This is a genomic window from Demequina rhizosphaerae (assembly GCF_000971255.1).
In the GTDB taxonomy this organism is placed as follows: domain Bacteria; phylum Actinomycetota; class Actinomycetes; order Actinomycetales; family Demequinaceae; genus Demequina; species Demequina rhizosphaerae.
Window position 1 is genome coordinate 230,780 of record NZ_BBMC01000002.1, and the last position, 24,084, is coordinate 254,863.

A 24,084-nucleotide genomic window follows, 5' to 3' on the forward strand; every position below is an offset into this window, starting at 1 on the left:
CAGCTTTCTGGCTCGGGTTGTCGCGGGGGCCCGTCCGGGGAGCCGGCTGGCGCCGGCCCCCCGAACGGTGTCCCTGCCCTGCAAGGTCGTGATCGCTGGGATCAGTACTTGCGGTCCGGCAGCGCCTCCTCGGCCGCCGCCTGGTCGAACGCGAGGTCCTCGACGTACTGCACGGCCTCCACGTCCTCGCCGTTGACCACGCCGGTCACGGCCGCGGCGACGAGGTCGCCGAGCAGCGGGTTGCACTCGACGATGTAGTTGATCTTGCCGTCGACGAGGGCCTGCATGCCGTCGTGGACCGCGTCGATCGAGATGATCTTGATGTCCTCGCCCGGCACCGCGCCGGCCGCCTCGATCGCCTCGATGGCGCCGAGCGCCATGTCGTCGTTGTGCGCGTAGACGAGGTCGATGCCGTCGACGCCGTAGTTCTGGATGAAGCCCTCCATCACGGACTTGCCGCCGTCACGCGTGAAGTCGCCGGTCTGCGAGTCGATCTTGGTGATCATCGTGCCCTCGATCGCCGAGTCGAAGCCCGTCGCGCGGTCGTTGGCGGGCGCGGAGCCCGTGGTGCCCTCGAGCACGACCATGTTGGTCTCGGTGTCGCCGAACTCCGCCGCGGCCCACTCGCCCGCGGTGACGCCCTCCTGCTCGAAGTCGAGGCCGATCCAGGCCGCGTAGAGGTCCTCCGACGCGGAGACCGTGCGGTCCTCGAGGATCACGGGGATCCCGGCGTCCGACGCCTCCTGGAGGACGTCGTCCCAGCCGTCCTCGACGATCGGCGCGATCACGATCGCGTCGACGCCCTGGTTGATGAACGAGCGCACCGCCGCGATCTGCGCGGCCGTGTCGTTGTCCGCGGCGTTGAAGACGAGCTCGAAGCCGTTCTCCGAGGAGAACGCGGTCTTCATGGACTCGGTGTTCGCGGAGCGCCAGCCGGACTCCGAGCCGGTCTGCGCGAAGCCGACCGTGATGACGTCGCCGCCACCGCCGCCGTCCGCTGCGTCGCTCGACCCGGCATCCGAGTCGGACGAGCACGCGGTGAGCGCCATGGCTGCGGCGCCCGCGATCGCGATGGTGGAAAGAAAACGCTTCTTCATTCTCAGAACCTCCCTGTTCTGGTCCGGCGTCCTTGCCGGTTCTCGAGCGCGTTGCCCCCGGAGCCCCGCGAAGGACCCCGTGCTTTGGATATTAGCGCTCACAATGTGAACCCTCACAAGTGCGCAACGGTCACGTTTCTGTAACAGCGGCACGCTGATGGTCGCGCTCTCAGGCCGGGACGCGCCCCGCCGGATGTGAATGCTCACTCTGCCGGGGTGAACGCGACGGGCCCGCGCATCGTCGCCTGGAGGGACGATGCGCGGGCCCGGTGGAGGCGAGCGGCTCAGCCGCGCGCGGGCGCCCGCCGCAGCACGAGCCAGCCGACGGCCGCGAACGCGAGGCTCACGGGCAGCGTCCACGCCATCACCACCGCGAGCGGGTTCGCGGTGAAGAAGTCCACCGTGGCACCCCAGCCCGCGTCGAGCAGCCACCACACGAGCGCGACGACCGCGAGCGCGAGGGCGCCGAAGTACAGGTAGAGGCCGTTGGCCCGCCACCGCACGAACAGCGCGCCGACGAGGCAGCCCATCGTGGTGAAGAGCAGGTAGAGCGCGACGTAGTGGAACGCGACCACCGCGAACGGCTCGTCGTAGAGGTACGCGGGTGCGTAGAAGGAGCCGTTCATGCCCCAGCCGTCGGTGGCGCGCTCGAGCAGCGCGAGCAGCCCGAGCCCGACGCCGTAGACCACGGCCATCATCGCGAAGAACGCGACGGTGCCGAGGTAGTAGTCGCGCCGCGTCGAGGAGAAGCCGAGCGCGAAGCGGAAGCCCGCGTTCATCGCCTGGATCGCGATGATCATCATGTAGATGACCAGCCAGCTCACTCCCCCGGCGTAGCGGAACGCGTCCTCCTCGATCCCCGGCCCGGCGTAGTGGCTGATGATCGCCCAGATCGACCACGTGAGCGCGTGGATCGAGACGAGCACGATCCACGGCAGGATCACGGACGGCCACGGGTTCGCGACGTGCAGGCGCACGACGTTCCACACGCGGCGCCCGGCGGGCACGAGGGCCTCGGGACGGACGGGGGCGGCGACGGCGGCCATCACGCCACCTCCTCACGGTGGGATGCGCCGCCGGTGCGGCGCACGATGAGCTGCTGGAGCGAGACCGGCGTCACCTCGAGGCCGGACGATGCGGCGCGCGCCTTGTCGTCGGCGCCGAGGCCGGCGACGGTCGCCGACGCGATCCCGCCGATGTGCTCGCGGGCGAGCACGTCGCGACCCGCGACGAAGGCCTCGACGTCGGCGGCGCGGCCGACCAGCGTCGAGGCGGAGCCGCGCAGCTCCTCGGTGTCCGCGTCGATCTCGATGCGACCCTCGTGGATGACGAGGACGTGGTCGAGGAGGTCGGCGGCCTCGTCGATGAGGTGGGTCGACAGGAGGATGGTGCGCGGGTGCGCGGCGTAGTCCTCGAGCAGCCGGTCGTAGAAGATGTGGCGCGCGACCGCGTCGAGGCCCGCGTAGGGCTCGTCGAGGAGCGTGAGCTCCGCGCGGGACGCGATCCCGACGATCGCGCCGATCGCCGAGCGCTGCCCGCGCGACATCTTCTTCACCATGCGGTTCACCGGCACCCCGAAGTCCTCGACGAGGCGCTCGGCGAGCGCCGCGTCGAAGTGCGGGAAGAAGTGCGGGGCCATCGCGAGCACGTGGCGGCCGCGGTACGCGTCCGGGTAGCTCTGCGACTCCTTGATGAAGCACACGCGGGTGAGCGCGCGGGCGTTCTCGACCGGGTCCTCGCCGAGCACGCGGACCGTCCCGGCGCTCGCGAAGTCCTGGCCCGTGACGAGGTTCATCAGCGTGGTCTTGCCCGCGCCGTTGCGGCCGAGCAGGCCGCAGACGGACCCCTCCTCGACCGCGAAGCTGACGTCGTCGACGGCGTGCACGTCGCCGAACCGGCGGCTGAGGCCCTGGGCCTCGATGATGGCTGTCACTCCCCCGCCTCCTTCCTGATCATGTCCGCGAGCTGCGCGGGCGTGAGCCCGAGCGTCGCGGCCCTCGCGACGAGCGGTCGGACGTGCTCGTCGCGGAACGTCTCGCGGCGCGCGGCGAGCAGCCGCGCCCGCGCCCCCTCGGATACGAACATCCCGATCCCCCGCCTCTTGTAGAGGGTGCCGTCGTCGACCAGGCGGTTGACGCCCTTGAGGGCGGTCGCCGGGTTGATCCGGTGGAAGGCCGCGAGCTCGTTGATCGACGGCACCTGCGACTCCTCCGGCAGCGAGCCGTCGAGGATCCGCGCCTCGAGCTGCTCCGCGATCTGCTGGAAGATCGGCCGGCCGTCGTCCACGCGCCCTCCCGGTTGTCTGGTTAGTTACTTCACTAACTAACCAATCATGCACGCGGTGCGCTGTCAAGCCCTCGGTCGGCGCCCGTCGGTAAGGTGAAGGCCATGACCGACACCCCCCTGGTCTGGATCGACTGCGAGATGACCGGACTCGACGTGGGCGCGGACGCGCTCGTCGAGGTCGCCTGCCTCGTGACGGACTCCGACCTCAACATCCTCGGCGACGGCGTGTCCGTCGTGATCAAGCCGTCCGACGAGGCGCTCGCCGGCATGAGCGACTTCGTGCGCAACATGCACGTCGAGTCGGGCCTGCTGCCCGAGCTCGAGCACGGCACCACGATGGAGGACGCGCAGGAGCAGGTGCTCGCGTACATCCGCGCGCACGTGCCGGTGGCGGGCAAGTCGCCCCTCGCCGGCAACACCGTCGGCATGGACCGGATGTTCCTCGACCGCGACATGCCGCAGGTGATCGAGCACCTCCACTACCGCGTCGTCGACGTCAGCTCGCTCAAGGAGCTCGTGCGCCGCTGGTACCCGCGCGTGTTCTTCCAGGCCCCGGCGAAGACCGGCGGCCACCGCGCGCTCGGCGACATCCGCGACTCCATCACCGAGCTCCGGTACTACCGCGAGACCATCCTCGTGCCGCTCCCCGGGCCCGACTCGGACGACGCGAAGGCCGCCGCGCAGCGCGTGACGCCGGACGCGTCAACCGCCGCTCCGTAGACCCGGTATACTCTTCCGTGGCCCTCTTCGCGAGGGCCGATGGTGGCTATAGCTCAGCTGGTAGAGCACCGCGTTGTGGTCGCGGGGGCCGCGGGTTCAAGTCCCGTTAGCCACCCCATCACGAAGCCCCCGGCGTCCTGGACGCCGGGGGCTTCGACGTTCCCGCGCGGTCTATCCTTGCGGGGGCGCCGCCGAGCGGCGCAATCTGAGGAGGTCCCATGTTCGCAGCCCTGACCGGCGCCGGCCTGTCCGCCGCCGCGGGACTCAACGCGTTCATCCCGCTCGTCATGGTCGGGCTGTTCGCGCGCTTCACCGACTTCATCGTGCTGCCGGACCAGCTCGACTGGCTCCAGTCGTGGCCCGCGATCATCATCGGCCTCCTGCTGCTCGCCGCCGAGCTCGTCCTCGACAAGATCCCCGGCGTCGACCACATCAACGACCTCCTCCAGTCGCTCGTGCGCCCGCTCGTCGGCGGCGTCATCTTCGCGGCCACCGCCGCGGCCCAGGTGATCGACCAGAGCAACTTCTGGCAGGAGAACCCGCTCGTCGCGGGCATCGTCGGCGCGATCATCTCCGCCGGCGTCCACACCGCGAAGTCCGCGTCGCGCCCGTCGGTCAACGCCGCGACGGCCGGCACCGGCGCGCCGGTCGCGTCGTTCGCGGAGGACGCGACCGCGGTCGCGCTCAGCCTCATCGCGATCTTCGTGCCGATCCTCGTCGTGGTCGTCCTCATCGCGATGGGCGCGGTCTTCTACCGGGTCGTCACCACCGGCCGCCGCCGCCGGCGCCGCCGCGCACTGCTCGAGGCCGAGGAGCGCGCCGAACGCGAGGAACGCGCGGCCGCCGGCATCAAGACGCCGTGGTGGCGCGGCCGCTGGCGCTGACCCCTCCCCCGCCGCCGCATCGTCCCGCCGGACGATGCGCGCGCTCAGGCCGCTGGCGCCTCGCCGAAGTCCGCGAGGAAGTCCGCGACGAAGTCGTTCGCCGGGCTCCCGGTGACCTCCTCGGGCGTGCCGAGCTGCTCGAGCACCCCGCCGCGTGACAGCACCGCGATGCGGTCCGCGAGCAGCACCGCCTCGCGCATGTCGTGCGTCACCATGACGACCGTGAGGTCCAGCTCGCGCTGCAGCGCCTGGAACTCCCGCTGGAGGCGGCGGCGGCCCTGCGGGTCGACCGCGCCGAACGGCTCGTCCATGAGCATCACCGGCGGCCGCGCCGCGAGCGCGCGGGCCACGCCGACGCGCTGACGCTCGCCACCCGACAGCTCGTGCGGGTAGCGCGGGCCGTACGTGTCCGCCTGGAGCCCCACGAGGTCGAGGAGCTCGGCCACCCGCGCGGCGGTGCGGGCCTTGTCCCACTTGAGCAGCGCCGGCACGGTCGCAACGTTCTGCGCGACGGTGCGGTGCGGGAACAGCCCGACGTGCTGGATGACGTAGCCGATGCCGCGGCGCAGCTCGACGGGGTCCTGGCCCATCACGTCCGTGCCGCCCACGAGGATGCGGCCGGAGCTGGGCTCGACGAGCCGGTTGATCATGCGCAGCGTCGTCGACTTGCCGCAGCCCGAGGGGCCCACGAGGGCGAGCACCTCCCCGGCGCGCGCCTCGAGGTCGAGGGAGTCGACCGCGACGGTGCCGTCGGGGTAGACCTTGCGCACGGCCTCGAGCACGATCCCGCTGGTGTCCATCGGTCCACCGTAGCGCGGGCCCCGCCCGGGTCCAGGGACGACGTGTACCGTCGAGGGGTGGACAATCCCTGGCTGTCGCTCGACTACCTGCGTCGCAGCGGCGACGAGGTCTGGGAGCAGTTCGTCATCCACACCACGCTCACGCTCGAGGCGATCCTCATCGCGGCGGCGATCGCGCTGCCCCTGGCGGTGCTCGTGCGCCGCTCCCCGCGGCTGTCCGGCCCCATCCTCGGCGTCACCGGCGTGCTCTACACGGTGCCGTCGTTCGCGCTGTTCGCGCTCCTCGCGCCGTTCACGGGGATCGGCCGCACCACGGTCCTCATCGGCCTCGTCGCGTACGCGCTGCTCGTGCTCGTGCGCAACACGGTCGTGGGGCTGCAGGGCGTCGACCCGGACATCGTCGACGCGGCACGCGGGCTGGGCTACACGCGCATGCGCATGCTCCTCACCGTCGAGCTGCCCAACGCGCTGCCCAGCATCATCGCGGGCCTGCGGATCGCCACGGTGTCCACGGTCGCCCTCGTGACGGTGGGCGTCGTCGTCGGCTACGGCGGGCTCGGCCAGCTGATGTTCCGCGGCATGCAGTCCAACTACCGCGCGCAGATCGCGACCAGCTCGCTGCTGTGCCTCGCGCTCGCGCTCGCGCTCGACCTCGCGCTCGTGCTGCTGGGGTGGTGGGCGATGCCGTGGACGCGGGGCACCCGGCGGCGGTCGCGCCGGGCGCGCGGCGCGGCCCGCACCGCGGAGGCCGCCGCATGAGCACCGTCGGCGACGCGTGGACCTACCTCACCACCCCGGAGAGCTGGGTGGGGGCCAACGGGATCTTCGGCACCAACTTCGACGGGTCGCTGCGCTTCCAGCAGGACTCGATCATCGCGCTGACGATCGAGCACATCTACATGTCGTTCGCGGCTGTCGGGATCGCCGCGGCGCTCGCGCTGCCGCTCGGGCTGTGGCTGGGGCACGTGCGGCGCGGCGGCGGCGTCACCACGGTGGTCTCCAACGTGTCGCGCGCGATGCCCACGCTCGCGCTGCTCACGCTGTTCGCGGCGTCCGCGATCGGCTTCGGGAACCGCGCCGTCATCATCGCGGCGGCGATCTTCGCGTTCCCGCCCATCCTCACCAACACGTTCACCGGGATGTCGGGCGTCGACGCCGACGTCCGCGAGGCGGCCTTCGGCCAGGGCATGACGCGGCTGCAGGTCGCGCTCAAGGTGGAGCTGCCGCTCGCGCTGCCGCTCATCGCGGCGGGGCTGCGCACCTCGGCCACGCAGACGGTCGCCACCGTGCCGCTCGCCGCGCTCGTCGCGGGCGGCGGCCTCGGCGTCATCATCAACTCCGGGCTCGCCACCCAGCGCTACGGCCAGGTGCTCGCCGGCGGCATCCTCGTGGCCGCGGTGTGCCTCGGCATCGACTGGCTGCTGGGCCGCGCGCAGCGCTCCGTCACCCCCGCCCCGCTGCGCCGCGTCGCGGTCGCCGCGGCCTGACCCGCGCATCGTCCACCCATCCGCCCGCGCGCATGCGCCGAACGGTGAATACCCTGGAAACCGGGCCGCGCGGGAACAACGCGTCCGGATGGAAGGTTGCGGCCTAGGACTGCCCTACCCGAGGAGTGACATGCGAACGAGAAACCCACTGATCGTCGCGGCCGCCGCCGGCACGCTGCTGCTGGCCGGATGCGCGTCGGGCGGCTCGGAGACCGAGTCGTCGGGCTCCGCGTCCGAGGGCGGCGCCATGGCGCAGGAGTGCCAGCCCGTCCCGGGCGACGCGCTCACCGTGCTCGCCGACGACCTCATGCTGCAGAACGCCGACAACGTCATCCCCGCCGTCAACGCCGACGCCGCGACCCCCGAGCTGCTCGCGGGCCTCGACGCGGTCTCCGCGGTGCTCACCACGGACGACCTCATCCAGCTCAACAAGGCGGTCGACATCGACCGCCAGACGTCCCAGGAGGCGGCGACGCAGTACGTCGCCGACAACGGCATCGAGGCGCCCGAGCAGGGGTCCGGCAGCATCGTGATCGGCGCCGCGAACTTCTCGGAGAACATCACCGTGGCCGAGATCTACTCCGCCGTGCTGGCCTCCGCGGGCTTCGACACCGAGGTGCGCACCATCGGCAGCCGCGAGACCTACCTGCCGGCGCTCGAGAAGGGCGACATCCAGGTGGTGCCGGAGTACGCGGCGACCGTGACGGAGTTCCTCAACCTCGACCAGAACGGCGCGGACGCCGAGGCGGTCGCCTCGGGCGACGTCGACGCGACCGTGTCGGCGCTCGAGCCGCTCGCCGAGACGGCGGGCCTCGTGTTCGGCGAGCCCTCGGCGGCGCAGGACCAGAACGCGTTCGCGGTGACGCAGGACTTCGCCGACCAGTACGGCGTCACGTCGCTCACCGAGCTCGCGGAGACCTGCGGCACGATCTCGCTCGGCGGTCCGCCGGAGTGCCCGGAGCGGCCGTTCTGCCAGATCGGCCTCGAGGAGGAGTACGGGCTCGAGGTCTCGCAGTTCGACTCGCTCGACGCGGGCGGCCCGCTCACCAAGAACGCCCTGCGTCAGGGCCAGGTCATGGTCGGCCTCGTGTTCAGCTCGGACGGCGAGCTGGGCTGAGCCCGCCCCCACCCACGACGAAGGCCCGGCCCCCTCGGGGGACCGGGCCTTCGTCTGAGGGTCGTCAGGCCGCGGCGCGCAGCTGGTGCACGGCGGGTCGCACGAAGTACTCGGCCGCCTGGCGGCGCGTGGCGTCCGCGGGCGACATGCCCGCGTCGACCCAGCGGATCCAGTCGACGATGCGCTCGGCGGAGCCGCGCAGGTCGAAGGCGTGCTGCCAGCCGAGCATCTCCGACGCCTTGGAGCCGTCGAGCCAGAGGAGCTTGTCCTCCGGGAAGGCGCAGGCCTCGCATGCGGGGCTGATGAGCGACGGCTCGCCCCACGCGCGGGCCAGCTCGAACACCATCTCGCCGGCGGTGAAGCCGGAGCTCGGCGGCGCGAAGTTGAGCGCGTCGACGGTGCGCTCCTCGGCCGCGATCAGGCGGGTGCCGGCGAGGACGAAGCCCGCCACCACGTCGAGGACGTGCTGGAACGGGCGGACCGCGAGCGGGTCACGGACGGCGAACACGCGCTCGTCCTCGAAGGCGCGGATGCAGTTCGGCACGAGCCGGTCGGCGTCGTCGCCGCCGCCGATCACGTTGCCGAGCCGCACCGACGTGGCGCGGTACGGGGCGCCGTCGAGGCGCGTGAGGTCGGTGAACTCGCGGAACAGGATCTCCGCGATGGTCTTGGAGGCCGAGTACGGGCTGCAGCCACCCAGCGGGCTGTCCTCGGTGAGCTTGCTGTCGCCCGGCTTCATCGGCACGTAGCACTTGTCCGACGTCACGTGGACGAGCGCCGGGATCATGCCGAGGCGGGCGGCCTCGAGCACGTTGAGCGAGCCGCGCAGGTTCACGTCGAACGTGAGGTGCGGGTCCTCGAAGCCGCGACACAGGAGCGCCTGCGCCGCCAGGTGGTAGACGAGGTCCGGGCGGTGCTCGTCGATGACCGAGAAGAGCTTCTCGCGGTCACGCACGTCCGCCTCGTACTGCCGGGTGCAGACGTCTCCCAGCCACTCGGCGCGAGCGGCCGAGGAGGGATCGTCGTTGATCGAGTATCCGATCACGTTGGCGCCGAGATGCTCGAGCACCGTAGTGAGCCACGCGCCGATGAAGCCGCTGTGGCCCGTGACCAGCACGGTCTTGCCGGCGAAATCCGGCATGCCCTCAGCCCGCTCAGCCATGTCCATCACGTTCCCCCCGTATTGTGATCCCCCCTGGACGGTTCGCGACGTCGTTCCCCCAGCCCCTCGGCAGGGGAGGACGATGTCCTCACCCGGTGGGTTCGAGGGGCTCCGCCCGACCGATCGGTCCGGCTTTGTCCCTTTTGCCCACGTTCTTACTTTTAGCGCACGGATGGGCGATTCGCCAGTGCTGATTGCGGCGGTTTGTGCGATTCGCACGGTTCTTGCGCGGCGATTCGGAGCGTGGAACCGGGCGTTAGCGGCGGGTTCGCCGCACGAACGGTGCGCGACACGGACGTTGTGAGAGATGCGGAATTCCCGGTCCGCGCGGGCCGGGTCGGCGGGGCGGACGGCGGCGTCGGCGGCCTCGGCGGCGGCGTCGGCGGCCTCGGCGGCGGCGTCGGCGGTCCCGTCAGCCGGCGGGGCGCTCCCCCTCGACCGGCACCATGGGCCGGTTCTCATAGAAGGTCTGCAGCACCACGGTCGTGCGCGTGGTGACGTTGACGGCCTGCCTGATGTCGCGGATCAACGCCTCGAGATCGGGCGGCGTGCCGACGCGCACGAAGAGCATGTAGCTGGCGTCGCCGGCGATCGAGTGGCACGCCTCGACCGCGTCGAGGTGCTCGACGAGGCGGGGGACGTCGTCGACCTGCGCGGGGTCGAGCGGGGTGATCTCGATGAACGCGGAGAGCGGCCTGCCCACCGCCTCCGGGCTGACGAGCGCCATGTACCCGGCGATGACGCCGCTCGCCTCGAGCCGGCGCAGGCGGGCCTGGACGGCGGACGTCGACAGCCCCACCTGCGAGGCGAGCTGCGCGAGAGTGGCGCGGGCATCGCGCGACACCTCCGCCACGAGACGCGCGTCGACCGGATCCTGCATGACAGGGACGCTACCGCATGCGTGCCGCGATCCGTGCGGACGTCGCCGCCCGGAACCGGCAGAATCCTTGACCCGCGCATCGTCCGGTGAAAGACTTCCTGTTCTACGCATCGTGCGCAGGAAATGTTCCACTCAGCGTCGAGGGAGGTCCCCATGTCCCTGTCCGCCGGCACCGCGCAGCCCGTCATCGGCGAGCCCGAGGTCGTCGAGGACGTGCGCCACGTGGAGACGAGCGCCGCCTGGCTCCGGCTGAAGGAGGCCGCGACGGCCCTGCAGACGCTGCAGATCAAGAACGGCTCCGTGCCGGAGGCCTCCGACCACGCCGCCGCGCGGGCGCACGTCGACGCGATCGTGAGCTCCATCCGCGCGCTCGCGCCGCTGTTCCCGCACGACTCCGCGTACCTCGAGGCGCTCCCCCGCGACTTCGCCCGCTGGGTCGACGGGGGCTTCGGCGTGCCCGACTTCCTCGACTCCCTGGTCGCGTTCCAGCCGCAGCGTCATCGCGTCGACGGCACGCGCCACCTGGTGGTGTTCCCGATGTACACGCAGAACGGCTCGTCGAGCCGTCACGTCGAGGCGCTCCTGGCGGAGGCGATCTGGCCCGAATTCGTCGCCGCGCTCGAGGCCGCGGACTACGGCAACGCGCTGTTCGTCTCGCTGCGCCTCATCGACTTCACGCCCGGCTACGACACGAACTCGGCGGTGCTGTTCCCCGAGACGGTCGCGATGCGCGAGATCCCGCAGTTCACCTGGGGCGCGATCTTCCAGGACCGCGAGGCCGCGCGCTACCGTCGCGTCGTGGCGGCCGCCGCCGACATCACCAAGCTGGAGCTGCCCGCCGACGCCGCCGAGATGCTCGAGGACCAGGGGCTGGCCGAGCGCACCTTCGTCATGTGGGACCTCATCCACGACCGGACCCACATGCGCGGCGACCTGCCGTTCGACCCGTTCATGATCAAGCAGCGGATGCCGTTCTTCCTCTACACGCTCGAGGAGCTGCGGTGCGACCTCACGGCCTTCCGCGAGTCCGTCGGGATCCAGCGGCGGCTCGACGCCCGCACCGCCGCGGGCGAGGAGCTGTCCGAGGTCGAGCTGGTCACCCGCAGGCACGCGCGGCTCGTCCAGTACGCGGTGCTGTTCGACCGCATCTTCCGGTTCCCGATCACCGGCTCGCGGGTGCGCAACTACGACGGCCTCGGCGGGCAGCTGCTGTTCGCGTGGCTGCACCGCAAGCACGTCCTGGAGTGGCGGGACGTCGAGCTGAGCGTCGACTGGGACCGGGTCGCCGATGCGGTGATCGAGCTGAGCGACGCGATCAACGAGCTCTACTGGGAGTCGATCGACCGGCCGAAGACGGCGCACTGGCTGAAGGCGTACGCGCTCGTCTCGAGCGTCGTCACCCCCAACCCGGCATCGGTGTGGGCCGAGGGCCTGCCGCGCGAGGTGCTGGCGGGCCCCCCGAAGGGGTACACGGACCTCGTCATGGACGACGAGTTCCCGCTGTCGATGTTCTTCGAGGCGCTCGACAAGAAGATGAGGGGCGTCATCGAGTCGACGGCCGGCATCCGGTCGACGGCCGCGTGACCGCGGGAGGCGTCGCGGGGCGGACGGTGCTGGTCGCGGGGGCGACCAGCGCCGTCGGCCACGCCGCGGTGCGCGCGCTCACGGCCGCGGGCGCACGGGTGATCGCGGCGGGACGTTCCGCCGAGCGGCTGGGCCCGCTGGCCGCGCTCGGGGCCCGGACCGAGGTGGTCGACCTCGCCGACGAGGCTGCCGTCGAGTCGCTCGCCCGGCGGCTTCATGCCGACGGGGTCGCGGTCGACGGCGTGCTGCACCTGGTCGGCGGATGGCGCGGCGGGGGCGGGCTGGCGGGGCAGACCGAGGCGGACCACCGGTTCCTCGAGACGTCGTTCACGGCGCTGCGGCTCGTGTCGCGGGCGTTCTTCGACGACCTCGCCCGCTCCCCCGCGGGACGGCTCGCGATCGTCTCGTCGACGGCGGTGGAGCGGCCGCTCGCGGGCGGGGCGAGCTACGCGGCGGTCAAGGCGGCGAGCGAGGCCTGGGTCCGGGCGGTGGCGCACGGCTTCGAGAAGCACGCCCGCGACGCGGGCTCGGCGCCGAGGGCGGCGGCGGTCGTGTTCCGCGTGAAGACCCTCGCGGGGCTCGAGGAGGCCGTGGCGGACGCGTTCACCGGGCTGTGGGACGTGGGGGCCGAGGTCGACGGCTCGATCGTCGAGATCCGCGCCGACCAGGGGTGAGACGGCCCGGGAGGCGGTCCGTGGACCGCGCTCGATGCCCCCGATCGGCCCCGGAGAACGCGAAAGGCCCGGTCCTCATGGACCGGGCCTTCGCACTCCGTACGCCCCCAGGGACTCGAACCCTGAACCCGCTGATTAAGAGTCAGCTGCTCTGCCAATTGAGCTAGAGGCGCATCGCGCGCTATCGCGGCGCGAGAGACAACAATACAGGACTCTCCACGCAATGTGAAATCGGCACCCAGGGGCGACCGGGTGTCCGAGGCCCCCGTTACCGTGGACCCATGAGCGACACCCGTCTGAGCGTGGGCGACACCGCCCCGGAGTTCACCGCCCCCACCGACACCGGCACCTTCCGCCTCGCCGACCTGCGCGGCAAGAAGGTGATCCTCTACTTCTACCCCGCCGCGATGACGCCCGGCTGCACCACGGAGGCGTGCGACTTCCGCGACTCGCTCGACGCGCTGAACGCCGCCGGCTACGAGGTCGTCGGCGTCTCCAAGGACTCCCCGGCCAAGCTCGCCACGTTCCGCGAGAAGGAGGGCCTCACCTTCACGCTCGTGTCGGACGAGGACCTCGCGATCCAGAACCTGTACGCCGCGTGGGGCATCAAGAAGCTCTACGGCAAGGAGGTCGAGGGATCGATCCGCTCGACCGTCGTGGTGGACGAGGACGGCAAGGTCGCGCTCGCGCAGTACAACGTCAAGGCGACGGGCCACGTCGCGAAGCTGCGCCGCGATCTCAAGCTGGACTGACCGCGTCCCGCAGGCCACCCCACCCGGCCTGCCCCTGCGCGCACCCCGCACGACGCCATCACGGGGAGCCGTGCGACGGTTTCCGGAGGTTCGCGGCTCCCCAGGGGAACCGGGCGACGTCCGGCGCCCGTATCCTTGACCGCGCGCGCGAGTGGCGGAATTGGCAGACGCGCTGGATTTAGGTTCCAGTGCCTTCGGGCGTGGGGGTTCAAGTCCCCCCTCGCGCACCTCGACCCCGCATCGGCCCGGCCGGTGCGGGGTCTTCCGCATCCGCGCTGGTCGCCGCCACAATGGCGCCGTGACCCACGACCTCCTCACGCTCGCCGCGGCGGGCTTCGTCGCGGGTCTCGCGGTCGCGATGCCGCTGGGCGCGGTGGGGCTGCTCATCCTGCGCGAGTCGATGGTGCAGGGCCTGCGCTCGGGCCTCGCCGCGGCCGCCGGCGTCGCCTCCGTCGACCTCGTGTACTGCGCGGTGGCGGTGGGCGTGGGCGCGTACTTCGTGGACGCCCTCCAGCCGTGGATGACGACCATCGGGGTCGTCTCCGGCGTCGTCATCATCGGCGTGGGCGCGGTGCTGCTGCGCGGCGCGCTGCGTCCGGTGGTCGTGGACGCGGGCGAGCCCGTGACGGGCAGGCCGTGGCGCATCTACGCGCGCTTCGTCGGGCTCACCGCCCTCAACCCCGCCACCGTCGTCTACTTCCTCGCGCTCGCCGCGGTCGTCACCACCGTCACGACCGCCGCCTACGGACCCGCGGTCTTCGTGGTCGCGGCAGGTCTCGCGTCGCTGCTGTGGCAGGCGGGCCTGGCGATCGTCGGTGCCGTGATCGGCGCGCGGGTGTCGCCGCGCATCGTGCGGGCGCTCGGCATCGTCGCCGCGGGCGCGGTCATCGCGCTCGGCATCGCGGCGATCGTGGCTGCCGTCTCGACCTGACCCGGGTCCGACCGGCACACCGCGACGGCGCCGCGACCGCGCCGGCGTACGGATCCGGCCTCGCGCGCATCGTCCCTGCTCGCTCGGGCCCATCCGGGCCCGATACGCCGGCTGCGGCGGGAGACCGCCCACCCCCGGACACGACGAAGGCCCGGCCCTCCCGAGGGAGAACCGGGCCCGCGTGCGTGAAGGCTTAGTGCTGCGAGGCCTCGTGCTCGGCGATCTTCGTGCGGACCTCGTCCATGTCGAGGCCCTCGACCGCGTCGACGAGCTGCTGCAGGGCCGGGCCGGGCAGCGCGCCGGCCTGGTTGAAGACCATGATGCCGTCGCGGAAGGCCATCAGGGTCGGGATCGCGGTGACGCCGTACTTGATGCCGAGCTCCTGCTGAGCCTCGGTGTCGACCTTGGCGTGCACGATCTCCGGCTTGGCCTCCGACGACTGCTCGAAGATGGGCGCGAAGCGCTTGCAGGGGCCGCACCAGTCCGCCCAGAAGTCGACGAGGACGATGCCGTCCTTGCTCACGGTCTCATCGAAGGTCTCGGTGGTCAGGTCGATCGTTGCCATGGGTTCCTCTCTTCGGCGTATACCCCGGGGGGTATCCTACCATTCCCCTCAGTGCGGTGTTTCGATATCCAGGTTGTCACGTCTCGGCGCGGTTGTGGGACCACGCGCGGCCAGGAGGTAGAAAAGACTCATGACCGACATGGCCGAGCTACCCGACGAGCCGACCGGATGGCTCTCCGACCGAGAGCTGCACCACGTCCGTGCACAGCTCCCGATGCTGTACGTGAACGTGATCCCCGTCCGGATTAATCCCATGGGAGAGATCACCGAGGTAGGACTGCTGTTGCGTGCCTACGACGGCGTGATCTCCCGCGCCATCGTGGCGGGCCGCGTGCTCTACCACGAGCGCCTCCGCGACGCGATCGTGCGCAACCTCGAGAAGGACCTGGGACTCGGCGCGATGCCGCAGGTGCCCGTGTCGCCGGTGCCCGTCGCGGTCGCCGAGTACTTCCCCACCAAGGGCGTCACGCCGTTCCACGACTCGCGCCAGCACGCGACCGCGCTCGTCTACGTGGTCCCCGTCGAGGGCCACTGCGAGCCGCAGCAGGACGCGCTCGACCTCACGTGGCTGTCGCCCGAGGAGGCGGCGAGCGACGACGTCGCTGGCGAGATGGCCGGCGGCCAGCACGTGCTGCTGCGCCAGGCGCTCGCGCACTGCGGCGCGCTCAGCTGAGGGCCTCCCCCAGCTCCTCCCACCACGCGAGCCGGGTCGCGCGCCCGTCGTAGGACGCGCGGCCCTGGTTGCGGCCGCTGGGGCTGGGCAGCACGAACACCCGCGCGCCCGCGAAGGTCCAGTCCTGCGCGCCCAGGCCCGGGCGCGGGAGCCCTAGCCACCGCGCGGCCTGCGTGCCCGCCTCCTTCGAGGTGAAGGCGATCCAGGCGGGACGATGCGCGTCCACCCTCGCGGCGAGCGCGGGCAAGTCGTACGGCAGGCCGCGATCGTGGCTCTGCGCCATGGTCTTCACCAGGTCGGTGAGGCCGATCCCGAACTCGGTGACCCGCGCATCGTCCTGCGCTGTGAGCGCCACGGGGACGATGCGCGCCCGGGTCAGGTACTCCCAGAACCGGTTGCCGGGGCCGGCGTAGTAGTGGCCGCGCGCCGCCGACGCGAGGCCGGGCGCGGTGCCGCAGAACACGGCCCGCAGGCCGGGCGCCAGGTGGTCGGGCAGCACGGGAGTACCCGATGTCCCGGGGGAGGCGGCGGACCGCTGAGTGGAGTGCTCAGCGTCCCGGCCGCCCGCGGCGGGCATGTCAGGCCCCGAGCACCGCCGCCACGTGCGGCGCGAGCTCGCGGAACGCGCGGCCGCGGTGCGAGATCTCGTTCTTGCGGGCGGGGTCCAGCTCCGCGTTGGTGACGGACTCGCCCTCGGCGACGAAGATCGGGTCGTAGCCGAAGCCCGCCTCGCCCGCGGGCTCGCGCGTGAGGCGGCCGGGCATGCGCCCGATCACCACGAGCTCGCCGCCGTCCGGGGTGACGAGCGCGGCGGCGCACACGAAGGCCGCGCCGCGGTGCTCGTCGGGGATGTCGGCCATCTGCGCAAGCAGGAGCTCGAGGTTCTCGCGGTCCGCGCCGTGACGGCCGGACCACAGCGCCGAGAAGATGCCGGGCGCGCCGCCCATGACGTCGACGGCGATGCCGGAGTCGTCGGCGATCGCGGGCAGGCCGGTCGCCCTCGCGAGCGCGTGGGCCTTGATGAGCGCGTTCTGCTCGAACGTCACCCCGTCCTCGACGGGCGACGGCGCGCCGAGCTCGCCGGCGGAGGCCACGTCCTCGCGCGCCAGGCCGGGGACCGCCGGGGCGAGGATGCCCCAGATCTCCCCGACCTTGTGCGCGTTGTGGGTCGCGATCGCGAGGCGTGCCACGGTCAGTCCTGCGCCGGCTCGAGCGCGAGCGCCTGCAGCACCGCGAGGTCCGCGTTGCCCTGGGTCGCGAGCGCGAGCAGCGCGTCGAGCTCGTCCTTGGAGAACGGCGCGCCCTCGGCGGTGCCCTGCACCTCGACGAAGCCGCCCTCGCCCGTCATCACGACGTTCATGTCGGTCTCCGCGCGCACGTCCTCGACGTACGGCAGGTCGAGCATCGGGGTGCCGTCGATGATGCCGACGGACACGGCGGAGACGGAGCCCGTGAGCGGTCGCGCGCCGGGCTTGATCGCGCCGTGCTTGCGGCCCCACTCGATGGCGTCCGCGAGCGCCACGTACGCGCCGGTGATCGCGGCGGTGCGGGTGCCGCCGTCGGCGTCGAGCACGTCGCAGTCGAGCACGATGGTGTTCTCGCCGAGCGCCTTGACGTCGATGATCGCGCGCAGCGAGCGGCCGATGAGGCGGCTGATCTCGTGCGTGCGGCCGCCGATCTTGCCGCGGACGGACTCGCGGTCGTTGCGCGTGTTGGTGGCGCGCGGGAGCATCGCGTACTCGGCGGTGACCCAGCCCTCGCCGGAGCCCTTCTTCCAGCGCGGCACGCCCTCGGTGAAGGACGCCGAGCACAGCACGCGCGTCCCGCCGAACGTGACGAGGCACGAGCCCTCGGCGTTGCGCTGGAAGCCCCGCTCGAAGGAGATGGGGCGGAGCTGGTCGGGGGTGCGGCCGTCGGCGCGAGTCACAGTCATGGGGACGAGCCTATCCGCGCACGCCGGGCGTCTCTCCACGCGGGCGAGGCACTCCCCCACCGGCGCGCGGGCGTGTCGGCGGCGAGTCGCGTCCGCGCAACCCGGAACGCGGGGCCACGGACGGGCCTGCGTGGAGAGGTCCCCGGGGAGCCGCTAAAGGACCACGGTGCGGCCCGGGACCGCGAGCGAGACCGGTGCCCCGTACGCGACCGCCGCGAGCTCGAGCGTGGGCGCAGGGTCCACCCACGACGCCACGTGCGTCACCACGAGCTCGCCCACCCCGGCGTCGCGCGCGAGCGTGCCCGCCTGCGTGCCGTTCATGTGCACGCCCTCGGGGTTGACGCGCGAGTGCGCCCAGCCGGCCTCCGCCAGCAGCACGTCGCAGTCGCGCGCGAGCGCGAGCACCTCGTCGCAGCGGTCGGTGTCGCCCGTGAAGACGAGCACCGCCTCGTCGTTCGCCGCGGACGGGCCGGCCACGCGGACCGCGTTCGCCGGGACGGGATGCCAGGCGCGCGCGAAGGTGAGCGTGAACGGGCCGACCTCGACCGCATCGTCCGCCTCGACGGGCATGAACGCGAAGGGCTCGAGGTCCGTGCGGTCGCCGCCGCCGGCGATCTCGAGGATGCGGTCATCGAGGCCGGCCGGGCCGTACAGCGGCAGCGGCGGCAGCCCCGCGTCCTTGGCGGGGCCGTAGCGGCGCAGGACCGACAGCGCGGCGAGGTCGGCGCAGTGGTCGGGGTGGCCGTGGGAGACGACGACGGCGTCGACGCGCGCGGGGTCGCAATGGCGCTGGAGCGGGCCGATCGCGCCCGAGCCGAGGTCGAGGACGATGCGCCACGTGCGGCCGTCGGCGTCCTCCGCCTCGACGAGGTAGCAGGAGGCGGGCGACTCGGGCCCGGCGGTGGAGCCGGCCGAGCCGACGACGGTGAGCCTCATGAGGCCGCTCCTACGGTGGGAAGGGGTTCGACCTGCGTCACAACGGGGCCGAGGAAGCGCTGCGCGAGGGCCTCGAAGCGGTCGCGCGGGCCGGTGGCGTAGAACCGGTGGGTGGGCGGCGCGGACGCCGAGGTCTCGAGCCCGTTGGCGGCGAGCACGCGGTACACGTCGAGCGCGGTCTCGGACGCCGAGTCCACGAGGGTGACGTCGGGGCCCATGACGTAGCCGATCGCGCCTGCGAGCAGCGGGTAGTGCGTGCAGCCGAGGATGAGCGTGTCGACGCCGGCCTCCTGGAGGGGCTCGAGGTACTCGTGGGCGACGCGCAGGACCTCGGGGCCGGAGGTCTCCCCCGCCTCGACGAGCTCGACGAAGCGCGGGCACGCCTGGCTGGTCACCTGGATGTCCGGCGCGGCGGCAAGGGCGTCCTCGTACGCGCCGGACGTCACGGTCGCGCGCGTGCCGATGACGCCCACGTGGCGCGTGCGCGACAGCGAGGCGGCGCGGCGGGCGGCCGGGATGATGACCTCGACGACCGGGACGCCGCGCTCCTTGGAGAAGCGCTCGCGCGCGTCGCGCAGGACCGCGGCGGAGGCGGTGTTGCACGCGATGACCAGGGTCTTGACCCCGTCCGCGACGAGCGCGTCCATGATGTCGAGCGCGTGGCGCCGGACGTCCGCGATGGGCAGCGGCCCGTAGGGGCCGTGGGCGGTGTCGCCCACGTAGTGCACGGACTCGTGCGGCATGGTGTCCATGATCGCGCGGGCGACGGTGAGGCCGCCCACGCCCGAGTCGAACACGCCGATCGGCGCGTCGTTCATCGACTTCCTCCTAGCGTGAGCGACACCAGGGACTCCTGGAGCCACGTGAGCGCGTCGTAGACCATGCCGAGCCACAGCCGCTCGGGGTCGATCCCCACCTCGGCGGGCGACGCCTGCTCGAGCGCCGCACTCGCGCGCGCGATCTCCTCGTGGAGCGTCTCGGCGTCCTCGTCGCGCTCGAGGCCGAGCCGGGATGCGAGGACGAGGCGGACGTCGGTGAGGGCGGCCGCGGTGGCCATGACGTCCTCGGCGGGCACCACCCACTCGCCGCCGTCGGCGCTCAACTCGTCCCAGATGCGGCGCAGCCGCGCGAGCTTGGACGCGCGCAGGTCGTCCTGGGTGAGGCGGCGGAACTCCTCGGCGACCTCGCGGTCCTCGGGCGCGGCGTTGGGCAGCAGGCGCAGCAGCGCCGGGTCGTCGGGCTCCGCCGGGGAGTCCGCGAGCGCGTCCAGGAAGGCGAGCGCCTCGGCGAGGTCCTCGCGATGCGGCAGACCCGAATGGCGCTCGGCGCCGAAGTCCTCGCCGCCGAGCAGCAGGCCGACGTCCGCGACGATGCGGGCGATCACGAGCCGCTCGTCCTCGTCGAGGGCGGCGACGGCGGCGCCGTCCCGCTCCGCGAATCCCCTCACCTGGCGCTCCGCTCGAGCGTGGCCCAGAGCCCGTAGGAGTGCATCGCCTGCACGTGCACCTCCATCTGCTCGCGGCTGCCCGCGCTCAGGATCGAGCGGCCGTTCTCGTGGACCTCGCGCATCCGCGCCTCGGCCTCGTGGCGGGGCAGGTGGAAGTACTCCTGGAACACCCGCGTGACGTAGCTCATGAGGTTGACGGGATCGTTCCACACGATCGTCACCCAGGGATCACGCGCACGCGTGCCCACGCCCGCCTGCGCGTCGAGCTGCTCCCGGGTCCCCATGGCTCAAGGGTAAGGCCGGGACCGGCCGGAACGGCGTTACTCGCCGTCGTCGTCCGAGCCGAACGCGGCGTCGAGGATCTCCTTGCACGCCGGGCACACCGGGAAGCGGTTCGGGTCGCGCCCGGGGACCCACACCTTGCCGCACAGCGCGATGACGGGCTCGCCCGACATCGCCGACTCGAGGATCTTCTCCTTCTTGACGTAGTGCGCGAAGCGCTCGGCGTCGCCGGGCTCCACCAGCTCCTTGGTGTCGGTCCGCTCGATCGTCGCGGTGCCGCCCTGGGGCTGCGTCATCGGCTCAAGGGTCTCGCTCATGCGGACCATGGTACGCGCGCCGCCCGCGCCCGGACATGCCCCCGGGGACGATGCGGCGGGTGGCTCAGGCGACGGCGGCGAGCAGGCGTCCCGACCGGCGGTCGTAGAGCGCGCCCGCGAGGCGCAGCGCGCCGATGTAGCCGCCGATGCCGGACACGAGGCCCGCCGCGCACGCGAGCCACCCCCATGCCGGCGCGAGAGTGAGCGAGAGCACGAACGGGATCACCACGAACGGCACGAGCCCCATCGCGACGAGCGAGGAGGCCAGCTGCGCGGCGAGGCCCGCGCCCACCGCCCCGACCTCGGCACCGAACGGGCTGGCGCCCGGCGCGGGCGCGCGGTACGGGAGCAGCACCGCGCTCACCGCCGCGACGGCGAGGCTGAGGCCGAGCACGCCGACGCACGCACCGAGCAGCCCCGGCGCGTCCTGCCAGCGGCCCGTCCACAGCACGGTGCCGGCGGCGGCGGCGAGCACCACCGGCAGCGCCCACCCGGCGGCCGCCGCGAGGCGCCCGCCCATGACCTCGCGGCCGAGCCGCCCGGACACCACGTCGAGCCACAGCCCCGTCGAGTCGAAGGCGACGTCGTTGTGCCGCCCCCACCCGATGGTCGCGGCGAGCATGAGCGGCACCACGTAGGCCCAGCGGCGGTCGAGGTCGAACACCGGCATGACGAGCGCGAAGAAGAAGGCCGGCAGCAGCAGCACGCCCGCGAGCGAGGCCAGGTAGCGCGGGTCCGACGTCCACGCCCGCGCGAGCCTCGCGTGGACCGCGGCCGAGGCCGGGTCGCGCGGCGTCGCGAGCGTGCGGGTCGGGTCGAGCACGCGGTCGTGGTGACGCCGGGCCCCGCCGCCGCGCCCGAGCGGGGCGACCAGGCTGCGCGCGACGTTCTGCTGCCACACGGCGAGCAGCGCGAGCGCCCAGCCCGCCTGGACCGCGAGCCGCCAGGCGGCGCCGAGCCAGTCGCCGTCGGCCGCCGCGCGCGGCGCCGCGGCCCCGGCCCCAAGCGGCGAGTCCGCGAGGCGGCTCAGCAGGATCTCGACGTCCTCGCCCACCACGGCCGTGAGCCCGTCGCGGAAGAGCACGAGCGCGACCGGCGCGATCGCGGCGAGCCCCACGACCATCGCGGTCGCGGTCGCGAGCTTGGCGCGGCGCGAGGACAGCAGGCGGGCGGCCCAGGCCGCGCTCACGCGCGCGCCCATCACCATCGACGCGAGCATGAGCGCGAGGCCCACGAGCGCGACGAGCAGCACGCCGGCGCCCTCGCCGCGCCACGACAGCCCGAGGATCGCGAGCAGCAGCGCGAAGAAGAGCGCGGGCAGCGTGAGGAAGGCCGCGACGACGAGGCCCGGCATGATCGTGCGGGCGGGGATCCCGAGCGAGCGGAAGCGCGCCGGCTCGAGGGTGTCGTCGAGGCCGGACACCACGAGCGGCACCGTCGCCCAGCCCAGCGAGAGGACCGCGGTGAGCGCGACCAGCGCATCGGCCCGCAGGCCGGCGTCCTGGCCCGCGAGCGCCGCCTGCGCGATGAGCACGGTGGGCAGCATCGCGAGCGCCCACAGCAGCCCGAGCCCCAGCACGACGGCGCGCCACCAGTCGCGCCGCAGCAGGTGGCGCGTGGTGCGCAGGCGGATGCCTACGACTGTCGCAACCACGTGAGCTCCCGCTGGTCGCGGACGTCCCCGACGAGCGCGACGAAGCGCTCCTCGAGGTCCCCTCCCCCGCGCACGTCGCCCAGCGGGCCGGCGTCGAGCACGCGGCCGGCGCCGACGACGGCGACGTGGTCGCACAGCCGCTCGACGAGCGCCATGACGTGCGAGGACATCACCACGGTGCCGCCGGACTCGACGAAGGCCGCGAGGATGCGCCGGATCGCGCCCGCGGAGACCGGGTCGACGGCCTCGAAGGGCTCGTCGAGCACGAGCACGCGGGGCGCGTGGACGAGCGCGCACGCGAGCCCGACCTTCTTGGTCATGCCCGCCGAGTAGTCCATGACGAGCACCGAGCCGGCGTCCTCGAGGTCGAGCGCGGCCAGCAGGTCGTCGCGGCGGGCGCGCACGGTGTCGCGGTCGAGACCGCGCAGGCGGCCGGCGTACGAGATGAGCTCGGCGCCCGTGAGCCGGTCGAACGTGTGGAGCCCGTCGGGCAGCACGCCGAGCAGCGGCTTGGCCGCCTCGGGCGCGGACCACAGGTCGACGCCCAGCACCGCGACCGAGCCCGCGTCGGGCTCGAGCAGCCCGGTCGCCATCGACAGGGTGGTGGTCTTGCCGGCGCCGTTGGGCCCCACGACGCCGTAGAAGGACCCCGCCGGGATGTCGAGGTCGACGCGGTCGACCGCCAGCGTGGAGCCGAAGCGCTTGGTGAGCCCTCGCAGGGCCAGCGCGGGGACGGTGGTCACCCCGTCAGCGTATCGCCGTGCTTCCAGGCGCGTTGCCTGAGCGGTGACGCGGCGGCGGCGGCAGGGGCGGGAATGCCGGCCGATGCAATATAGTTAACGCTACAACCAAAGTGGCCACGAACGACGCGAGGAGAGCGCATGAGCCCGTCACAGCAGGACCGGATCGCGGCGGACACCCGGATGGGACCCGTCGAGCTGCGGGTCGACGACCTGGGCACGATGCTCGCGTACTACCGGGACGTCCTCGCGCTCGAGCAGATCCGCGTCGACGGCGACCGGCACGTGCTGGGCCGCGGCGGCGTCGCGACCGTGGTCCTCACCCCCACCCGCGGCCTGCCGCGCTTCGACCGCCGCGGCGCGGGCCTGTTCCACACCGCTGTGCTGTTCGACTCGCGCGAGGGCCTCGCCGCCGCGGTGCTGCGCGTCGCCCAGGCCGCGCCCGGCTCGTACACCGGCGCCGCCGACCACCTCGTGAGCGAGGCGTTCTACTTCGACGACCCCGAGGGCAACGGCGTCGAGCTCTACTTCGACCGCCCGCGCACCGCGTGGGCGCGCGACGCCGCCGGGCGCCCCCTCATGGGCACCGAGCACCTCGACGTCAACGGCTTCCTCCGCACGCACCTCACCGAGGAGGAGGCGAAGGCGCCGGCCGTCGCCGCGAGCGTGGGCCACGTCCACCTCCAGGTGGGCGACATCCCTACCGCCAAGGACTTCTACGTGGGCACGCTCGGCTTCGACGAGGTGCTCGACATGGGCTCGGCGCTCTTCGTGTCGGCCGGCGGGTACCACCACCACGTCGGGCTCAACACGTGGAACTCGCGCGGTGCGGGCCCGCGCGCCGCCTCGCTCGGGCTCGGGACCATGGACATCGTGCTGCCGACGGCGGACGACCTGGGCGCGCTCCGCGAGCGCCTCGCCCACCGCGGCACGCCGGTCGAGGACGACGGCCGGACGGTCGCCGTGCGGGACCCGTGGGGCTCCGAGATCCGCATGACCGTCGGCGGCTGACACGCGCCGCAGACATCGTCATCCCTGCTTGACCGTCGATCGGGCGCGCCCCCGTGACACCTAACCTACGGTCGCGTAGGGTGGCGGCATCGACGGCACGGTCGCCCGTGCTCGACTCGGCTGAGAAGTCCCCGCACGAGCCCTGGAGACCC

The 24,084-nt window shown here is 72.7% G+C and carries 29 protein-coding genes and 3 tRNA genes; 13 read left to right on the top strand and 19 right to left on the bottom strand.

From position 1 onward, the window contains the following. Positions 1-101 precede the first annotated feature (101 nt). The 4 genes from AOM07_RS01180 to AOM07_RS01195 form a co-directional block, all read right to left on the bottom strand. Positions 102-1,097: an ABC transporter substrate-binding protein gene (locus tag AOM07_RS01180; protein ID WP_062310538.1), complete on the bottom strand. Its 996-nt coding sequence runs from the start codon at positions 1,095-1,097 to the stop codon at positions 102-104. 284 nt (positions 1,098-1,381) lie between these two features. Continuing rightward, on the bottom strand, positions 1,382-2,143 hold the full coding sequence (locus AOM07_RS01185; RefSeq protein ID WP_062310540.1) for a hypothetical protein: 762 nt from the start codon (positions 2,141-2,143) through the stop codon (positions 1,382-1,384). Further along, on the bottom strand, positions 2,143-3,030 hold the full coding sequence (locus AOM07_RS01190; RefSeq protein WP_062310543.1) for an ABC transporter ATP-binding protein: 888 nt from the start codon (positions 3,028-3,030) through the stop codon (positions 2,143-2,145). The genes AOM07_RS01185 and AOM07_RS01190 overlap by 1 nt, the downstream gene beginning before the upstream one ends. After that, positions 3,027-3,383, bottom strand: coding sequence for a GntR family transcriptional regulator (locus AOM07_RS01195; protein ID WP_062310546.1), 357 nt, complete (start codon positions 3,381-3,383; stop codon positions 3,027-3,029). The genes AOM07_RS01190 and AOM07_RS01195 overlap by 4 nt, the downstream gene beginning before the upstream one ends. Before the next feature lie 102 nt (positions 3,384-3,485). Here AOM07_RS01195 and orn point away from each other — a divergent pair, with 102 nt between their 5' ends. From orn to AOM07_RS01210, 3 genes are all read left to right on the top strand, one after another. Continuing rightward, a complete protein-coding gene (orn, locus tag AOM07_RS01200; protein ID WP_062310549.1) occupies positions 3,486-4,103 on the top strand; it encodes an oligoribonuclease in 618 nt (205 codons plus the stop codon). A gap of 42 nt (positions 4,104-4,145) precedes the next feature. Continuing rightward, a tRNA-His gene (locus AOM07_RS01205) sits at positions 4,146-4,221 on the top strand. 100 nt (positions 4,222-4,321) lie between these two features. Then, on the top strand, positions 4,322-4,987 hold the full coding sequence (locus AOM07_RS01210) for a DUF4126 domain-containing protein (RefSeq protein WP_082227357.1): 666 nt from the start codon (positions 4,322-4,324) through the stop codon (positions 4,985-4,987). 44 nt (positions 4,988-5,031) lie between these two features. On the opposite strand, the gene AOM07_RS01215 is transcribed toward AOM07_RS01210, so the two are convergent. Further along, a complete protein-coding gene (locus AOM07_RS01215) occupies positions 5,032-5,787 on the bottom strand; it encodes an ABC transporter ATP-binding protein (RefSeq protein ID WP_062310552.1) in 756 nt (251 codons plus the stop codon). A gap of 57 nt (positions 5,788-5,844) precedes the next feature. On the opposite strand from AOM07_RS01215, the gene AOM07_RS01220 reads away from it, so the two are divergent. The 3 genes from AOM07_RS01220 (at position 5,845) to AOM07_RS01230 (ending at position 8,391) form a co-directional block, all read left to right on the top strand. After that, positions 5,845-6,546, top strand: a complete 702-nt coding sequence (locus tag AOM07_RS01220) for an ABC transporter permease (protein WP_156171736.1) — start codon at positions 5,845-5,847, stop codon at positions 6,544-6,546. Then, on the top strand, positions 6,543-7,274 hold the full coding sequence (locus AOM07_RS01225; protein WP_082101445.1) for an ABC transporter permease: 732 nt from the start codon (positions 6,543-6,545) through the stop codon (positions 7,272-7,274). The genes AOM07_RS01220 and AOM07_RS01225 overlap by 4 nt, the downstream gene beginning before the upstream one ends. Positions 7,275-7,404: 130 nt before the next feature. After that, positions 7,405-8,391 carry a glycine betaine ABC transporter substrate-binding protein gene (locus tag AOM07_RS01230; RefSeq protein WP_062310558.1) on the top strand — a complete coding sequence of 329 codons (987 nt, stop codon included), beginning with the start codon at positions 7,405-7,407 and terminating at the stop codon, positions 8,389-8,391. A 64-nt stretch (positions 8,392-8,455) separates the two neighbouring features. On the opposite strand, the gene AOM07_RS01235 is transcribed toward AOM07_RS01230, so the two are convergent. Further along, a complete protein-coding gene (locus AOM07_RS01235) occupies positions 8,456-9,553 on the bottom strand; it encodes an NAD-dependent epimerase/dehydratase family protein (RefSeq protein ID WP_169748105.1) in 1,098 nt (365 codons plus the stop codon). 412 nt (positions 9,554-9,965) lie between these two features. Continuing rightward, on the bottom strand, positions 9,966-10,433 hold the full coding sequence (locus tag AOM07_RS01240) for an Lrp/AsnC family transcriptional regulator (protein WP_062310564.1): 468 nt from the start codon (positions 10,431-10,433) through the stop codon (positions 9,966-9,968). 153 nt (positions 10,434-10,586) lie between these two features. Here AOM07_RS01240 and AOM07_RS01245 point away from each other — a divergent pair, with 153 nt between their 5' ends. Together AOM07_RS01245 and AOM07_RS01250 are read left to right on the top strand one after the other, a co-directional pair. Next, positions 10,587-12,017 (top strand): DUF6421 family protein, encoded by a 1,431-nt coding sequence (locus tag AOM07_RS01245; protein WP_062310569.1) that lies wholly within the window; start codon positions 10,587-10,589, stop codon positions 12,015-12,017. Next, positions 12,014-12,691 carry an SDR family NAD(P)-dependent oxidoreductase gene (locus AOM07_RS01250; protein ID WP_062310574.1) on the top strand — a complete coding sequence of 226 codons (678 nt, stop codon included), beginning with the start codon at positions 12,014-12,016 and terminating at the stop codon, positions 12,689-12,691. Before AOM07_RS01245 ends, AOM07_RS01250 begins: the two co-directional genes overlap by 4 nt. 100 nt (positions 12,692-12,791) lie before the next feature. Here the strand turns inward: AOM07_RS01250 and AOM07_RS01255 are convergent. Continuing rightward, a tRNA-Lys gene (locus AOM07_RS01255) sits at positions 12,792-12,864 on the bottom strand. 108 nt (positions 12,865-12,972) lie between these two features. Between AOM07_RS01255 and bcp the strand changes: the two genes are divergently transcribed. The 3 genes from bcp to AOM07_RS01270 all read left to right on the top strand — a co-directional run bounded on the left by bcp (position 12,973) and on the right by AOM07_RS01270 (position 14,374). Next, positions 12,973-13,443, top strand: a complete 471-nt coding sequence (gene bcp / locus AOM07_RS01260; protein ID WP_062310577.1) for a thioredoxin-dependent thiol peroxidase — start codon at positions 12,973-12,975, stop codon at positions 13,441-13,443. A gap of 145 nt (positions 13,444-13,588) precedes the next feature. Then, positions 13,589-13,670, top strand: a tRNA-Leu gene (locus tag AOM07_RS01265). A gap of 71 nt (positions 13,671-13,741) precedes the next feature. Beyond that, positions 13,742-14,374, top strand: coding sequence for a LysE family transporter (locus AOM07_RS01270; RefSeq protein ID WP_062310580.1), 633 nt, complete (start codon positions 13,742-13,744; stop codon positions 14,372-14,374). A 193-nt stretch (positions 14,375-14,567) separates the two neighbouring features. On the opposite strand, the gene trxA is transcribed toward AOM07_RS01270, so the two are convergent. Then, positions 14,568-14,939 (bottom strand): thioredoxin, encoded by a 372-nt coding sequence (gene trxA, locus AOM07_RS01275; protein ID WP_062310584.1) that lies wholly within the window; start codon positions 14,937-14,939, stop codon positions 14,568-14,570. Between the two features lie 130 nt (positions 14,940-15,069). Between trxA and AOM07_RS01280 the strand changes: the two genes are divergently transcribed. After that, positions 15,070-15,612, top strand: a complete 543-nt coding sequence (locus AOM07_RS01280) for a DUF4916 domain-containing protein (protein WP_156165269.1) — start codon at positions 15,070-15,072, stop codon at positions 15,610-15,612. Here AOM07_RS01280 and AOM07_RS01285 read toward each other — a convergent pair. The 10 genes from AOM07_RS01285 to AOM07_RS01330 form a co-directional block, all read right to left on the bottom strand. Then, the gene (locus AOM07_RS01285; RefSeq protein WP_062310588.1) at positions 15,605-16,111 is read right to left on the bottom strand and encodes a mismatch-specific DNA-glycosylase; all 507 of its coding nucleotides are present in this window, start codon (positions 16,109-16,111) and stop codon (positions 15,605-15,607) included. The two genes, AOM07_RS01280 and AOM07_RS01285, sit on opposite strands and share 8 nt — an antisense overlap. A 79-nt stretch (positions 16,112-16,190) precedes the next feature. Then, a complete protein-coding gene (gene rdgB / locus AOM07_RS01290) occupies positions 16,191-16,808 on the bottom strand; it encodes an RdgB/HAM1 family non-canonical purine NTP pyrophosphatase (protein ID WP_062311437.1) in 618 nt (205 codons plus the stop codon). Beyond that, positions 16,805-17,545: a ribonuclease PH gene (gene rph, locus AOM07_RS01295; RefSeq protein ID WP_062310591.1), complete on the bottom strand. Its 741-nt coding sequence runs from the start codon at positions 17,543-17,545 to the stop codon at positions 16,805-16,807. The genes rdgB and rph overlap by 4 nt, the downstream gene beginning before the upstream one ends. A gap of 153 nt (positions 17,546-17,698) precedes the next feature. Then, complete coding sequence (locus AOM07_RS01300; protein ID WP_062310595.1) at positions 17,699-18,481, bottom strand: MBL fold metallo-hydrolase; 783 nt, start codon at positions 18,479-18,481, stop codon at positions 17,699-17,701. After that, positions 18,478-19,299: a glutamate racemase gene (murI, locus tag AOM07_RS01305; RefSeq protein ID WP_062310598.1), complete on the bottom strand. Its 822-nt coding sequence runs from the start codon at positions 19,297-19,299 to the stop codon at positions 18,478-18,480. The genes AOM07_RS01300 and murI overlap by 4 nt, the downstream gene beginning before the upstream one ends. After that, positions 19,296-19,928: a DUF2017 family protein gene (locus AOM07_RS01310; protein ID WP_062310601.1), complete on the bottom strand. Its 633-nt coding sequence runs from the start codon at positions 19,926-19,928 to the stop codon at positions 19,296-19,298. Before AOM07_RS01310 ends, murI begins: the two co-directional genes overlap by 4 nt. After that, positions 19,925-20,212: an ATP-dependent Clp protease adapter ClpS gene (clpS, locus tag AOM07_RS01315; RefSeq protein ID WP_062310604.1), complete on the bottom strand. Its 288-nt coding sequence runs from the start codon at positions 20,210-20,212 to the stop codon at positions 19,925-19,927. Before clpS ends, AOM07_RS01310 begins: the two co-directional genes overlap by 4 nt. Before the next feature lie 36 nt (positions 20,213-20,248). Then, a complete protein-coding gene (locus tag AOM07_RS01320) occupies positions 20,249-20,506 on the bottom strand; it encodes a DUF3039 domain-containing protein (protein ID WP_228374366.1) in 258 nt (85 codons plus the stop codon). Between the two features lie 85 nt (positions 20,507-20,591). Further along, positions 20,592-22,181 carry a hypothetical protein gene (locus AOM07_RS01325; RefSeq protein ID WP_062310610.1) on the bottom strand — a complete coding sequence of 530 codons (1,590 nt, stop codon included), beginning with the start codon at positions 22,179-22,181 and terminating at the stop codon, positions 20,592-20,594. Beyond that, entirely contained in the window at positions 22,163-22,924 is a 762-nt protein-coding gene (locus AOM07_RS01330) for an ABC transporter ATP-binding protein (RefSeq protein ID WP_062310613.1), read from the bottom strand. The genes AOM07_RS01325 and AOM07_RS01330 overlap by 19 nt, the downstream gene beginning before the upstream one ends. Before the next feature lie 138 nt (positions 22,925-23,062). Here AOM07_RS01330 and AOM07_RS01335 point away from each other — a divergent pair, with 138 nt between their 5' ends. After that, positions 23,063-23,932, top strand: coding sequence for a VOC family protein (locus AOM07_RS01335; protein WP_062310616.1), 870 nt, complete (start codon positions 23,063-23,065; stop codon positions 23,930-23,932). The last annotated feature ends 152 nt before the right edge of the window (positions 23,933-24,084 follow it).